Raw genomic sequence first — 16,773 nt, forward strand, 5'->3', positions numbered from 1 at the left:
CGGTCGGGGCGCACAGGGATTGCGAGCGGCGCTGGCTGCGGTGGGAGATCGTGACGCGGTGCGCGCCGGTGACCGTGGCGCGGTCGCGGGCGTGATCGATCACGGCGCCATCGGCGCGCACGCCTTCGCCGTCATGCGAGTCACCAAGGCGCTGGCCGCGGCCAACCCACAGCTGCGCGAAGGCGATGTCGCGGTGTTCGACAACGCCGACTCGGAAGCACTCCGCAACGGCGGCTGGATCGTCGGCGACGAGGCGATCGCAGCCTGGATGCAACGGGTTGCCGCCGGTGGCAACCCCGAGATCAAGGGCATCGAGTTCGATGAAAACCTTGACGCGGTAGTCGATTTCGACGAGCGGCCGAGTATCGGCCTGGCCGGCAGGGTCGGCGCGCCGCCGGAAGCGTTGCGGGTGGCGGATCTGACTCGGCGACGGCGGGCCGCTCGTGCGGAACTCGGCGATCTGCGGCGCAGCTATCGCTTCGCGGTGGAGATACTCGCCGCGGGCGAGTTGCCGGTGGACGAGGTGCTGCGTCGGCTCGAGGCCGAGCCGGACAAGGTTCCCGACGCCGCTAGCCGGTCCGCGCTGATCGACCAGGTCCGCCGCTACGGCTACGCGGACGAGGCTCGTCATCGGTTGGATGTGGCGAGCAGTCGGCACACCACCGCGTTGGTGACGTGGGTGGCGCGGGCCGCCGAGGCCCGGAAGTTGGCCGTACAGGCGGGTGTCGAGGTGCCCGACACCGGGTGGCAGGGCCGGCGGATGACCTCCGCGGCGGACCGATTGCAGCGCGACGGCGACCTCGACGCGGCACAACAGCTGCGGAACCTGGTAAACGCGGCGAGCGCCTTGCGAGAGGCTGCTGCGCAGGTCCGCGGGCTGGAGAAGAAGCTGGCCGCCGTACTGAAGGATCCCGGTGTGCTGCCCGCGCGGGCCGATATAGCGGGCTGGTGGCCTGGTGCGGACGGAGCCGCCGCTTTGCAGTCACTCGCCGACCTCTACGGCTACGACGCGGTAGATGTCGGCGACTACGGGACCATCGCGGCGTTGCCCGACACAGCGCTGCAAACACATGCACGGGGCAGACTGTTGCGGGTGCCGGGGCCGAAAACCCTGGCCGAGACGCTGATCGGGCTCGGGTCGAATGCGTCGGCACTGGTTGTCGAATGGCAACCCGACGGCTCCAGCATCCGCTACACGGTGACCAACAAGGACCAGACCCTCGTCAAGGTCGCCCGAGATGTCGGTGACGTATCCGAGTTCAGCGCCGAAACCGACTACCGCTCACCCAGTTACAGCGCGGAGTTCGACAACACCCGGATGTACGCGGTCGTATACGACTCCATCGGTACGCCGGTGCATCCGAACGACGCCGCGAATCCCGTTGTTCCGCAATCGGAGAACTTGCCGGCGCCGGGGCGGCGGCACGCGGATACCCGGTTGATGTATCTCATCTCGCTCGACCGAGGACAGAAGTTGGCCGAAGCGGAAGCCGCAGCGGCACTGGCCGGTCGCCAGGTGGATCTGTCGGATCCGGCAGTGCGGGCGCACACATTGCGTGAGCTCGAGAAGACCGCGTCGTTCGATGAGGCCGATCCGCAACGCCAACTGTGGACCGCGCTGCGACACCACCAGCGGCTCACCGAAGAACTCGACCGATTGCACGAGTTGAACGCCCAACGGTTGCGGGCCGTGCTGGACTGCCACCGCCACTGGTCCGACTTCCAGCTCCGGACCGCCGAACTCGGTTGGGGCGCCGACGGTGCGACTACGCGCAGCGGCGATGCCGAGTTTGAAGCGCGCGCCGCCGCCCTGTCACAGGCGCAAGCGCTGGTGGCACGGCTGGACCGGAAGATCTCCGACGCTGTGGCCTACCGGCGCAAAGATCTCCCAGACTCGATGCCCAGCTTCTGCATGCCCGCCGCGACCATGGTGGCCAAGGCGCTGACCGGTAACCCGAACATTCGCTTGCTGGAGCGAGATGGGGATGGGACAACGGCCCTCGAGCTGTCCGTCGCGTTGGGGGCCGAGGAGTGGGCTTTCGCTGACGCCACGGCCGTGGCGCAGCTCCTGACCGACCTGGGACCGGGCAGTCTGGTGGTGGTCACCGATGTGATTGTCGGGGAAAACGGCCTTCCGGACGCACACACCTATGTGGTCACCAACGACGACGGCCGCCTCGTGGTCATCGACTGGAACGGTGTCGTCGTCCATGACTTCCCGCCGCAACAACAGTCGAAAGTGCTGTCCACAAGGGGAATAGTTTTCGACGCCACGAGGCAAGCTTCCGATCCGATGTCCGAATCGAAGCGGGCAATGCGGCACGCTTTCGCGCTGAGGTTCGACGAAAAGCATGTGGTGCGGCGGTCATTGTTGCACCGGATCGATATGGAACTCGCCGGTCTGGTGGTGGCCCCGGACTACGACTTCAACACCGAGGCAGGGGTTGTCGAGCTGCTCACGCAACTGCGCGCCGCACCCGAGAACCAGTACCGCCGACCACAGATCGACCAGGTGGCGGAGCTGCTGCGCCAACACCTCGACGTCGTGCGGGAATTGGCTGAGTTGAACGTCGAGCTCGACGAGGCGGATAGAGCCTTCGATGACGCACAGCGAGTAGCGCAGGACGCCGCCACCGTTGCCGACCCGTCCGCGCCGGCGGAAGTGCTGGTGCGCGGGGTGTTGGATCGGGCAGGGCTGGCGCATGTGTCGGACATGCTTGCCTCCGCCGACCTCGACGACGCGCGAGAGAAGGCGCTGGTCAACCGCAAGCTGTGGTTGGACTGCGGCGATGCCGAGAAGCGTGCGCTGATCATGCTGCATCCGGATGTCATCGGTGAGGCGGAAGGTATTCCGTGGCAGGTGCGCGATGAGGTGAACCGGGCGGAGTTGGCGCGGCTGCGGGCCTGGGCGGAACGTACGGGCGATAGCGAGCTGCGTTTCGAGCTCGATCAGGTGCATCGCGCGGTAGTGCAAGCCGAAGGCCGGGCGCTGCGGTTGGCCGGGAATCCGTCGGTGTCGGTGTTGTCGCTGCCGCGTCCGTTCGACGACCGCACCAGGGGGCGGGCGGTGCTCGGCTACGGTGCTCAGCAGGCGACCAACCGAATCGTCCACGTGCCGATGACCGCACGGATCCGGGGGATGCTGGAAAGTTCCGCCGTAAAGGCCATGGACCTCTTCGGCACTGAACGTCAGGGTGACGCACCGACCGCGATGCTCGCGGTGTTGGTAGTGGACGCGGAGCGCGCGGTCCGAGGCCGAATGCCACACACTGTGGACCAGGCGCGCGTAGACGGTGACGATGTGGCCCGGCGGATCGTCGCCGACGCGGCGGTCTGGCACGAGGACAACCCCGACCATGACGCCACCCCACGGCACGTCACGCTGGTCGGCGAGGATGAGGGCGCCGCGGTGGTGGACGCCGCACGGCGCGAAGGTCGGTTGGCTGCGGAAGTTCACCAGTTCCAGACCACCCGCGGCGATTGGCTCGACGAACTTCCGGAGCTGTTCGACTCGCAGGATGAACCCGATTCCACGGAAATGGAATTCGCGTCGGCCAACGAGCGGCTGATCGCGGATCCGGAGCTGTCGGTGCCCGAGGCAGCCCGGCGATGGGCGCAGTGGACTCCCGAGCAGCGCACAGCGTTCACCAGAGCCCGGCCGGATCTGGTCGCGGCAGCGGACGGCGTCGTTGGCGAACACCGGTCCGAGGCTGTGCTGCGCACGCTGCTGACACAGGTGATCCAGGAGCGCCTGGAGCGCGAGTTCGCCGAATTGCGGGAACCAGGCAGTGCGGTGAAGTCGAGCCTGGACGCTTGGGTGGACACCCTGGACCGGGCGACGAATACCACTCACGAGGTACTGCATCCGCTCGAATTGCCGATCGGTGCTGCGGCCGGGTGCGCGTCGGTGGCGATCGGTGACACCGAAACTGCCATGGAGATAACAGTTTTCGTGTCCGATCAGGCGCCGACGCCGGAGACATTGCGAGTCGGTCTGCATCGGGCCGTCGGACACCAGCTGGAGCGGGATCACCGGGTCGAGGACAACGCCGTGCTGACCTGGCACGGCACCGACGCGCACCGGCTGGCTCGGCAGCTCGCGAGCCTCATCGAAGCGCGCAAGCACCTGGCCACCGGCCCGGAAGCGCCGGGTCAACCGTTGATCCGACTGATCGCGGTGGATGGCGCGGACGACTTCGTAGCCTCGGCGCTGAACGACGAGATAATGGTCGACTACGCGTGGCAGCCAGGGGAATCGGTGCGATGGCTGCTGGATCCAGCGCGGGGCGGCCGGGCGCCTGCCGCCGCGCCGTCTGTCGCGCCGGTCGAAACGGTGCTGCCCGCGCCACTGGCCGAGCAGATCGAAAAACTGAACCGGGTCCGCCGAAGACTGGCCGTCGAACTCCATCGCCAGAATGAGCCGGGTCGGGCCCGGACCTCCGGTGTCAGCCTGACGCAGCTCGATGTGTTGGAAGGCCTGCTGCACCAGGGGTACGTGTGGCGAGAACAGGGCTTGCTCGCCGATGGTTCCTTCGGATCGGCCGTCGACGTCACCAACCGGATCGAGAGTATTCACCAGGAACTGGTGGACCTCGAGAACACCGTGACCGCACTGCCCGCGGATGTCCGGGGTGGGCCGATCTCGCTCCAGGACAACGGTTGGAACAGCTGGCAGCCCCTGCAATCGGAGCAGGCGGTGGCGCAATGGCGCAGTGAGCTCATCGAAGTAAGCGACCGCTTGCGATCGGTGCTGGGTGGCCTCGATCCGGCACAGCTGTCGCCATCGGACCTGGCCGTTCTGAGTCCGGATCCGGCGCAGGACTCGGAGCTGGATGCGTTGGACGCCGTCGAGGCGACAATGAAATTCGAGTCCGCGACGCGATTCGAGACTTTGCGGCAGCTGATCACAGCGGCCGAGGCGGAGCAGGACCGGCAGCGCCAGATCCAAATCTGCTACTTCGAGATCAATAGGCTTCTCGGCCAGGTCACGGCCCGGAACCTGCCTTATCCGGTGGAGATCGGTCCCGAGCTGACACAGCTGCGCAACGAGAATGCCGACACCATCACCCGGTTGGCGCGCGGTCTGGCGGATCGAACTCCCGCGCAGGGGCTTGACCCGACCGACCTGCTGCGGGCACGCGAACAGCTGGTCGAAATGCGCAGGCAGCTCGACGGATCCGATACCGCGGCGACCCTCCCGGTCGACGCGCTGTTGCGGGATATCGATGTATTCGTCGCCGATCGTCGCAGGCTGCACGACATCGAGGGCATGGTCACCCTGCGCTGCCGGATCGCCGCGCACAGCAGGGTCCTGTTCGAACAGTTCCTGCTCGCCCGCAGCGAACATGTGGCCCGGTTCCCCGCGGACCGTGACGCTTTGGCGCAGGCGTTCACCCGACGTGACACGCTGCGCCGACTGCACGCCCGCACCGAGCCGACCGGTCCTGGCAGCACCGAGTTCGAAGCGGTCCGCAGGCACCGGAGCCTCGGGCGGATGTTGGAGATCGTCGAAGCGCACCGCGCGTTGGTCGAACCCGCCTATCGATTCGCTCAGCTTGCGAACGAGCTGGAACAACTGATCGTGGAGTGGCGGCAGGCCAGCGCCGGCAGAGATGATCTCAGGGAACTCCGTTACCGTCTCGGTCGAGACGCCCAACTGTCGTCGTTGGATGATCTTGCCGAGCCCGCGCAGCTGCCCACGGTCTTGCGTGCGGATCACCAGGAACCGGCCCTGCGCCAGCTGCATGCCCTCCTCGGTGACCAAGACCTGACGGACCTCGGTCTGGCTCGGGAAGAGCTGACCACCCAGCGGGTTGCGGAGTTGCTGGATCAGGACCTGCTACCTGAGCGCGCCCGACCCGCCGCCCAGACCTATGTGCGGCTCGAGTCGCTCATCACCGCTGCCGCGGAATACCACTCCGCTATCACAAAGTTCGAGCAACTCGACGCGGATCTGACCACCCAGCTGGCCGCCGCGGCAGCGACCGACCCGATCCCGTCGCCGGTCGTCGATCCGACGGTGGCCGACGTCGCCGACTACGAGCGTCCGCCTGCCGTAGCGGGCCATCTCGCGGGCACCGGGCCGAAGATCTGTGGTGCGTTGGTGCAGAACGTGATTCACGCGGTGCTGGAGGGTCCGGCCGCCGGGCGGATGCGTCCGGCGTCGGTGAATGACGAAACCCTTCGCGCTCGGGGCATGTCGGATGTGGCATTCGCGGCGGGCCTGGACGCGGATTTCCGTGCCGAGCCGCTGGGTGTGGGTGTGGCGGGTTTGGCCGCGGCGGTGGCCGAAGTTCGTGATGGTAAGCACGCGATCGCCGGGGTGATGAATCTCGGCCGGTTCGGTGATCATGCGTTCGCGGTGGTCAGGGTCACGCAGCAGTTGCGGGAGGAGTACCAGGAACTGCGCGGCCGGGTCGAGGTGGGCGACATCGTCGTTCACGACAACGGCTATCCCGGTGCGGTCGAGGGTCGTTGGATCATCGGTGCCCCCGCGATCGATGCGTGGGTGCAGGCGGCGGGTGTCGGTGTCGGTGATGTGGACGCCATCGTTTTCGACGGCCCCCGCGACCCGGAGATCCCGTTGCACGGCCGCCAGCCTGTCGGGTTGGCGCAGCGCCGCATGATCGGTGCCCGCCCGGAGGACCGATTCCCCGACACCGCGGAGCAACGCAGCCCGCAGGCGTGGAATCTGGCGCAGGCGTTGGGCAACCAGATCGGTGTTGTCGCGCAGATGCTCACCCAGGATCGGCTGCGGCGGGCGATCGGGATCGTCGGTACGCAGTTGGCGCAGTTCGATCACAGCGACTGGAGCAGTCTCGCCGCACTGGGGCGGCCGGAGATGGTGGCGCGGTGGATCGCTCAGCACATCGAACACGAATACCGGATCGCCACCGAGCCTTCCGCGCGAACACACAACGCCACGGCCGAAGAGTTGCGGCGGGAATTGACGAAGACACTCGGGCTTGCCGAACTGCGGCCGGATTCCGCCGACTCGCAGGTCGGCGACGTCGATGCCGCGTTGCGGAGATTCCAGCGGTACACGAAGTACCCCAACGAGTTCCAGAAGTTGCTCGACCTGACCCAGCAGTTCCTGGGCTTGGATCTGACGCAATTCCAGCCGCCGGTTGCCGAGAGCTCGACCGTCGCCCCCGAGCCGGTGACCGCCGCACTCGGTTACGCCGGCCTGGCTGCCCAACGCGATATCGCGCTGCTCGCCGGTGTGGATCGCAGTGCGGCCGTCAAGGTACTGCGGAACGAACCGGTCGATCTCGACCCGCGCAGCAGGCTGCGGGTGTGGAAGGTCGCCGAACGACTCGGATACGCCTCGGCAGCGGAGGTCACCGACGGTGTGGCTCGCCTGGAGCGGGAAACGGGCGGCGCCCTCGACACCACCGAAGCCGTGCCGATGGCCGACAACCCGACCTACGCCGAGTTGTCCGAGCACGCCCAGCACGCCCTCGGTTTGGCCGAAATATCGCAGGGCGCAATGTCTTTCGATAGCGCCGCGCATGCGCTGGACTACGCCGACAGCGTGTGGGAATCACAGTTCGACTCGATGGACCCCCACCAGAAGAGTCAGCTCATCACGGCCTGGGATTTCGGCAACACCGATGCCTCCAACGGCTTCTCCGTCCCGAACGGGGTGCTCTCCACCGCAGCGGATCAGCGAGCACCCGACAATCCGGCCTTGTCGATGATCAATGCCGTCGATGGCCTGGTCGCCGCGCAGCCGCTCGAGCGGGACATGATCCTGCTGCTGCCATTGCGCGCGGGTGACGACCTCGAAGCCGACCAGCCGTGGCTGATGCGGGAGGCCGTGCTGTGGGAGGTCGGTTACACGACGGCGGAGATCGCGGAAGCCGCCGGGGATCGGTTGCGGGAAGGGGATCAACTGTTCGTCCGGGTGCCGGCGGGAACCATGGCGCTGTGGCATCCCACCCGCAAACGGTTTGTGCTGCAACGCAACCTGGATATCACCCTGAAGCGGGTGAGTTATGACGGTCAGCGGTTCCGCGCCTATGGCGTCGCTGCCCCACTGCGGGTCGAACCGGTCGTGGACACCCTGCCCGACTTCGGAACGGTGTCGCAGTACGAAGCGTTCACGCCCAAACCGGTGCTCCAGTCGCTGACAAGGCACCTGATGGAGGCCACCGACAACGACTGCGCCACCCACGTGCAACTGGCAGCCAAGATCAGGTTGGGTGCCCACGCGAACAAGATTCGGCCGGTGCTCGTCGAATCGGGTATGGACGGTCAGACCGATGAGGAATACGCGACCGCGTTGCGTGCCGGTTGGCGCGAAGATCCCTACGGGTATGGCGCCGAGGGCCTGGAAATAGCGGTGCGGGTGGTGCGCCTCGGCCACCGGAGCATGGTCGCGGGGGTGCTCGAAGTAGTCCAGCCGGTCAAAGAGGCGGGGAGGTTGAAAGCCCGTCAGGTCGGCCACCACGCCATCGGCATCATGCAGGTCACCGACGCATTGGCGGCCGCCTACCCCGTCCTCGAGAACCGAGTGGGCGAGATCGCGGTCTTGGACACCGCCGACCCGCAGGCGGTAGACAACTGGATCGTCGGTGACGAGGCGGTGGACGCGTGGGTGGCGCGCACCGCCGACGGTGTGGGCCGCGTGGACGCCATCGAATTCGATCGCCACGGAGAACCGGTCGAGGAATGGAGCCGACGCACCTCCCGACTGTTCCCCCGCGGCGAAGAGCACTGGATCGCCGGGCGAGCGGACCTGATCGACCGGCCCGCGGGCGGTGATGGCCGCTCCGTGGAGGCGGATGCCGCCGCATCCGACACGACCCCCGCCGACCGTGGCCCGGTCGACAGGAGGAAACCGACCGGACAATCGGTCGCGAGGCCACTGACCGCCGCACAGGCCCGGATGCAGGAGGCGCTGGACGCGCTGGACAAGCTCAGCCGATCCACCCGGACCGAGGTTGCCCGGCTACTCGACGATGCGCTGAACTATCCCGGCTCCTGGCTCGGAGCGGTGGAGGTCATCGGCGGGGTCCACCGGATCACCGTCCTCGACCAGGCCGGGACGTTGCTGACCGTCCAAGTCGGTATCGGCCGCAACGCCTCCGCGACCGCTGGCATGCATCTGCCGCGAGTGCGCGGCCTCGATACCGCGACCCGCACCGTGATCACCGGACTGCTCACCGATGCCGCGCTGCGGCGCGTGAACGATGCGGACTCGACCGAGTCCAGCCCGCCGCTGGTCCTGTTGCGCCGCCAGTGCGAACTGGCGGCGGCGCGGATGCGGGCCGATCCGATGTCCGCGGAACTGTTGGACCCGGAATCCGCTGCTCGGACCACGTTGCGGACGTTGCAGGCCCGAGCCCTGAAAGCCTTGCTCGGCAAGGGGTTCCGTCAGGAAGACGTGGTCACCGCGCGGCAAATGCAGCAGGCAGCCGCCACGTTGCGCGCCGAGCACCGGGTGCTGGACGACGAGCTCGTGGAGGCGCTCGAACAGCCTTACGAGCTGATGGTCCGGGTCGAGGAAGCCGAGCGCAACGACAAACTGGTGCGCCAGCTCACCGCGCTGGAACATGACTTGCTCGACGCCTACCAGAGGCTGCGGCAGGGGAAATGCACGGCCGAGCAGTTCCGGCAGGTGGCCGCCAAGGCTGCCCGGGTCGATGAGATCGCCGCGGCCGTCGCGGTCATCGAGGGCCGGGATCAACTGCCGGAACCGGTCCGCGCCCGCCCGGTCGAGTCGACGCTGGCGGCTCACGGTCTTGTTCCTGAGCACATTCCGGTCGGCGGGAATGTCGAAGCCCGGTTGCGCAGAGAGCTGAAGAAGACGAGCCGGTCCTTGGCAGCACTGCTGCGCCAGGATCCGATGCCCCTGAGCGATGCGTGGTTGGAGCAGCAGTGGGCGCCGACTCCGCAGGATCATCGGGCGCTCACCGACTTCGTGCTGGATTCCGTGGTCGCGCCGAAAGACGAACGGAAGCGCGCGATCTGGGAACAGGAGCGGGAAGCGGCACGGTACAAGGCCTGGGCTGAGAGCGCCCGAGCCGACCTGACCACCAGGTTCCAGGAGTTGCGCAGGCTGGTTGCGTTCTTCGACGAGGTCCACGGTCGGCAGGAGCGGCTGCATGGTCTGCGCGCCGAACTGAACGCCGCGCTGGACGCCGACCATCGCCCGTCCGATGCGCAACGGTTGCAGGCGGTTTCGGATGCGGTTGCAGGTGTGGACGAGACCACCCGGGATGCGGTTGTCCGGGTGTTGGACGCCGCGCTCAACATTGACGGCGCCCGGCTGGATGACGTGGCGGTGGTCGCCGGTGCGCACCGTATTCAGGTCACCGTCCAGGGCGAACCACTGTTGACTGTCCAGGTCGGAACCGGCCGGGACGAGACAGTAACGGTGGAAATGCCGCTGCGACAGGATGACCCGGCACGGGCTGACATGGCGCTGCGTCTGGCGACCGAGCTGGTGGCAGGCGGGCCGCAGTCCGAGCGAGTCGCCGGCGTGTTGTGGAAGCCACTGGCAGGCCTCGACGGTAACTACAGCGTGAAAGTTTCCGGTCCGCGCGGCGCTCGGGAACTCGACGTCGCAACCGACGACGGAAACCGTGTTCGGAACTGGAAATTCGGCGATAGCGATAGGAGCACCGGGGTCCCGGCACCCGATTTCCCGGGCCCTACTGCCCACGAGATCAACCGGTGCGGAACGCAGAACCTCCAGCGGCTGAGCGACGTCACCGGCAACCCGAACGTCAAGGTTGTGCAGGCCGGGCTATCCGGCATGACAATCGGCAAGTACGCCGAATCGGCGAACAACGCTCGCCCACAACACTTCCCGTTCTTCGCCGACCGTCCGACCCGGATCGTCGAGCAGGCCTTCCGGCTGATGATTTCGCGGATGCCCCCGGCAGACCGCAACGGCGCAACGGCGCACGTGTTCCACGCATCGAAGCTGACCGACCGGTTCGGGGTGAGCGCGCATGTGTTCCAGTTGGTCTGGGAATGCGACGCGGATGGCGAAAACGGTCATATCCAGCCCGAGGATGTCGGTAACGACACCACCGGGCAGTACCCGGACACCGATGTGAAGAAGCTCGATCGAGTGTGGGTAGTGGCATTCGATCGCGTCGGCAACGTCCTTGAACTGCCCGGGGAAACCGCAGGGCCGGACGTGGGGAAGCGGCGGGTCGGACAGTCCGCGCCGTCGGACCGCGGTTCGGAGCACCGGTCCGGAGAGGTGCGGCATGCTGAGTTGATCAACCAGCTGACGCAGCGGCTGGGACTGGAACCGAGGCAGCTGACGCAGGTAGTGCTGCGTCAGACGGTGGAGACCCTCCAACGGCAGCTGCGGGCGCTGACACCTGCGCGCTGGCGGAAAATGGTGCACACCCGGTCGGCTGAGTACGTCGCGGCGCGGGTTGCGCAATGGCTGGGCGGGCAGCTGCGGGTGCAGGCGAACATCCAGCTGCACACTCTGGCGATGTATGAAGTCGAACAGGAGGCACCCGAGGCGCGCGACATATTGCGATTGTCACTGCAGGCGGAGTTGTCGGCCGACGCCGACCATCTGGACAACCAGCTGCGACAGATTTTGACTGTATCGAAGTTGAGCGATCTGACGGTAGCGGCAGACCCGGAGCAGCCGTTGGGCGACCTGCGGCGAATGGCCGAGGATTTGGGTTCTCCCGAGTTGGGCGAGCTCGTCGACCTCATCGACCGATATCTGGCAGTTAGCTGGCAGGAATTCGCCACGCCCTCAGTCGATTCCGTGGTCGCGGCCGATCCCATCGAACGGGCATCGCGGAACATGTCGATGGCCGCGGTACAGGATGTCGCGGATCGAGCCGGGGTAAGCACCGCCACGGTCCGCCGTTATCTGCGTGGCTTGCCGCCGACGATACCGGCCAATCTGACGCGGATCCGCGAGGCGATGAGGCATTTGGGGCATGTGTTGCCGAATGTCACCGGGATTCAGGGGGCGCAGATACCAGCATCGCCGGAGATCGGTGGCAGTGATGGTGTGCACCGTGCTGCTGCCGCGCCCGTGTCGGCCGCGACTGCCGAGAGCGGCAGCGAAGTCTTCGGCGAGATAGCCGGTTTCGAACTTCCGGATGTGTTGCGAGACGGCCCGTTCAACTGCGCGCCCGCGATGGTCGGTTTCATCAATGACTTCCAGGACGAGATCGGTGCGGCGCGCGGACCGGGCTTGGCTGATTCGGCGGAGATCGACCAGTACGGGGTGTATGAGGATGCGATCGCGCGCGGCGTCGGACTGGAGTGGGAGGAGGGTGGTTTCGGGTTCGGCGTCGACGGGTTGGCCGCGGTGGTGCGGCTGGTGGATGAGCCGGCGGCCCGCACGGACCTGAGCAGGCGTCGGGCGGTGGCCGGTGTCATGGAGTTCGGTGCCGCGGGTGCGCATGCGTTCGGTGTGCGGATGCGGGCCGACGGCCGAGTCGAGGTTTTCGAGAAGGTCGCTGGGAAGGTTCAGCGGTGGGTCGGTGACGCAGAGGTGCGGCAGTGGCTGGCCAAGTGGTCGGGCAAGGGAGTGGGACGAGTCCTCGGGATCGTCGTCGAACGGAACCCTGGCGCGGCGAAGCGGTTCGTCGAAGGCCGTGATCGCGCCGCGGTCATCGCTCGTTCGGCACCGGAGGGCCGGGTCCGCGGCGTGGCCGTCGGGGCGCGCACCGTGTTGCCGGTCGGGTTGCCGGTCGGCTTGACCGAGCAGCTTGCCCGTGCCCAGCAGAGTTCGGCGATCCTGTTGTCCCAGAGCGGTTTCCGGGTCGAACTCGGCTCGAGCATGCGCGTGGACGGACAGGAGTTCGCGCACGTCGCGCCGCCGGTGTCCGGCCTGCGGGCGCTGCGCTCGTGGCTCGAGCACACGGTCACGGGCAGGTCCGTCGAACGGATCGTGGTCGACCTGGTCGAGGCCGGGGTCGGTACCGATGAACTGGCGCGGGAGTTGAGCCGCAGGCCGATCGCCGGGCTGCGCGAGCTGATCGTGATCGACCGGTACGGCACGGTTGTGCAGCTGGAGCCCTCGAACGCGACCGATGGCAGTGCGCCGAGGAATCCGTATGACTCGCGCCGAAATACGGACGGGCACGACGACGGGGACAACGGTGCCGAGTCGGGTGGGCGCGGCAGCGGTGACCGAGGGGGAGACGGCCCAGCGCCGACGCCGGAGGATGGTGGCGAGCCCGCCGACGGGAAACTGCCTGCCGCACTGGTCACCTTGCGCCGCACCGACGAAACACGGCTGGAACAGGTGCATGCGCAACTGTTGACCCAGCACGATTTCCGCGCCGAGGACTTGGAACCAGGGGCTTTGGTTTCGGTCAGGTTGTCGCTGAGGCGGGCCGAACTGATCGAGCTGTTGGAAGGCCTTGGCAAACTGCCGCGCGGAACATTGGTCGATGAAGCCGCAGTGCGAGCGGAGCTTGCCAAGCTGCCGGCGATGGGTGCGCCGCCGGAGATGGTGCGACGTATCGAATCGGCGGTCAACGATCTGTACGAACAGATCAGGTTGGTCGAGGAGTCCGACTACCTTGCCGGGCGAATCAAGCGGATCGACATACTGGACGCCCAATTGCTCGAGGCGTATCAGGATGGTGAGCGCGCAGCGAAGTTCCGGGCGCTGAGCGCGGACGCCGCCGCGCTCGGCCGCCTCGCGGAACAGCTGGCGCAGGCGCAGGACCAACCGCTGTGGCCGCAGCAGGTTTTCGGTGCGCCCGAGCATGGTTGGCAGCCTGGGGAATTGCGACCGAAGGCCGATGTGGCGCAGGCCCTGGGTGACCGGTTCGCGACCGTGGGTATGCAGTTGGCCGACGCGCTGCCTGAGATTGATCTGACGACGGCGACCGTCGAACAGGTCGCGCGGCTGCTCGACAATGATCTCGGCCGAGTGCTGGAAATCGAGCCGCTGGCAGTGGAATTCGAGCAGCTGCGGCCCGTGATCGACGTGATCAGCGCGATCGAGGACAAGGCAGCTGAACTGCGCGTACTCGAAGAGCGGCTGGATGCCGACATGCGGAGGGTGGTCTTCGGCAGGGCGACACCGAAAACACTGCCGGACACCAAGGTCGGGCTCGGCGCGGAGCTGGCCGCGATGCGGCTGCGGTCGAGCGACCTGCGGGCCAGCTTCCAATGGGTGCTCCTGGACCGTGGGGGCCGGTTCGGGGTGTTCCCGGACACCGTGGACTCCGATCAGTTGGAGGAGCTGAAAGACCGGCGAGCCGCGATGGCACAGCGGCTGGCGGGCATGCTCAGCGATGTCACCGAGGACGATCTGACTCCAGCTGGGATCGAGGAGATGGCGGGCAAGCTGGTGCCCGAGGCCGGTGGTTCTCCGGCGGTCGAGGCCGTCCTGGAATTGGCCGAATTCGATGTGGTGCTGCGCATCGCGCGCGAGTTCGTCAGGCTGAAAGCGGAATCCGAATCCCACGACCTCGTGCTCGGCATGTTGGAAAAGGTGCTGAGAGATGCGCAATCAGGAGAGCGCGCTGCGGCGGATCAGCTTGCCGCTCTACAACGTTCGCACCGCGACGACGCCCCGGCTGTACGGTTGGCGGCGGCCAGGCGATTGAGCGCGTTGCAGGAGCGGTTGCACCGGCTGCGAACTCAGCGCGCCGAGCTCGACGTTCTCGCACGGCAACTGCGCGAGACCCGCGCGAAGCTGTCGCAGGCCCAGACGGAACTTCGGTCGGCGGCGTCGCAGAGCGATATCGATGTGACCGCGATGCTGTATCTGACCGATGGGTTGACAGATCTCCGCCGTAGTCTCAGCAAGCTGGAACAGCAGCTCCACGACGCGTTGATGAAAACAATCGCGTTGTTGATGACAGAGTCGCTGATGTGGAACCCGATCACCGGTGGCGGATTGTCCGGCGCCGCATCGGGTGGTGTATGGAATACACCATTCACCGGCATAGGTGGTGGTGTTACCGGGGGCGCTGTTGGTGGCAGCCTCGGCAAGACCGGGAATCTCTTCGGTGGCGCGACGGGCGCATTCACCGAAGGCTTCACATGGACGTCGCTGCCTCCGTCCGACGGCACCTCCACATTCCTGGCTCCGGGTGCCGACGGGCGAGACCGGCTGGCTCTCGATGTGGAACGGGCGCGGAAACTGGAGGCGTTCACCGCCGTAGTGCGCAGGTTCGCGGCCCCCGAGGACCTACCCGAGGACGTATCGAGAATCATCGAATCCTATGTGGCGCGACCACAGGAGGCATTGGATGACTGGTACGGGGCCATGCCGGAGGTCGAGGCCGAGGCGCTCAGCACCGCTGCACGCGATTACAAAGCGGTAGACGACAAGGTCCGCGAGGCCGATGCGCTCGGCGCGCAGCGCACGAACACCAAGGCGGACCAGGAGGCGGCCCGGATCAAGCGCGCCCGCCGCGCGCGGGATGCGGGACAGCCGGTCGAGGACACCGCGACCGCCCCGCTGCGACCGCCGCCCGAGGACGGCCGCTGCGCGCCGCTGACCGGGCAAGCGACCAACGACTACTACCACGAGGTGCGCGGTGGCCGACGTGCCGTCACCATGCCGGAAGTCGACGTAGATTACGAGGGCACTCCTGGCGCCGCGCTGTCCTGGCTGGTCGGCGGGCACGCCGACCCCATCCTCGACGGTGTCGAGGTGCGCCGGAGCGACGATGGTGAGCAGGTCGACCACGGTGTGGCCGGACACGAGGCAATCGCAGCCAGGCTCCTCGGTGTCGAACCCGGCCGCACCCCCACCGAAGAGCAGCGCGAAAGTAACCACCGCCGTGGCATTTTGGTGATCGACACCTACATATCCGACGGTGAATCCGAACCCCGCGCGCACGCCTACCTCGTGGTCAACCACAACGGGGAACTGCTGAAATTCGACCGCAGCGGCAATCTGATCGGCGAGTTCATCCCGAGTCACGCGGCAGGTCTGGTGGCCTACAGCCACGGCATCGAACTCGACGCCGAGGGCAATACGGTCCGCCCACTCGAGACGACCCTGGACACGTCGGCCGACCAGTCGCTCGAATCGGATCCGGCCGCGCCATCCGACCGGACGCGCCGTCCACGCATCGGCAATGTCACCGGCCAGCACTCCGACGTCGGCACGCGCACCGGCGAACCGCGCAACGTCCCCCACGACGACGTCGCCGTCGGGGGAGTTCCGGAGCCGCGGAAGCGGCTGACGCAACAGCTGTGGCCGCGGGTACTCTTCAGCACTGCTCGTCGATCGTCGTCGGTGCAGGGTGTGATCGTCGGAATTTCTTCGGAATCAACAGGTTTCGCGCCGCACGACACCTTCATCCAGGACACGATGGACCTTCCGCAGCGCGAATTCCGGATGTGGTTGTTGAGTCCGCTGGTCGCCTATCGATACCCCCCGGGTGGATATCGATCGGGCAACTTCGACAACCGATATGTCGGCGGGGCCGAGCCCGCGGATGACGCGACCCGGTATCGGCTGTCCCCGAAGAGGTGGGACGAAGACGAGACCAACTGGCGGCAGCTGCGGGTCGAGGTCGAGGTCTACCTGGTACGCATGCTGTATCACCAACCGGAGGTGCGGCGCGCGGCGGTCGCGATGCTGGATCGGTTGCGTGAGGTGCTCACACTGCTGCACCCATGGGCGACACCGGAACAGATCGATTCCGCCTTCTACGTCTACAACGTCCCCGGTGCGCCGGAGACCGTGCGGGACCCCGACCTGTGGGGCGGTGCGGTGTCGCGGTCGGTGTCACTCGAGGAACTGCGGCGCGACGGGAACCTGCGCGAGCTGATGTCCGCGATCCTCAACGCGCTGGT

The 16,773-nt window shown here is 66.9% G+C and carries 1 protein-coding gene (only partly in view); it reads left to right on the forward strand.

All 16,773 nt of this window come from inside a single coding sequence — locus tag ACLMAJ_RS06260, LacI family DNA-binding transcriptional regulator (protein ID WP_412012550.1), on the forward strand. Of the gene's 140,205 coding nucleotides, 54,725 precede the window and 68,707 follow it; the stretch shown corresponds to coding positions 54,726-71,498 (codon 18,242, partial, through codon 23,833, partial); the first codon wholly inside the window starts at position 2. Both codon boundaries (start and stop) fall beyond the window edges.

This window comes from Nocardia arseniciresistens (genome assembly GCF_046764875.1).
Lineage (GTDB): Bacteria > Actinomycetota > Actinomycetes > Mycobacteriales > Mycobacteriaceae > Nocardia > Nocardia arseniciresistens.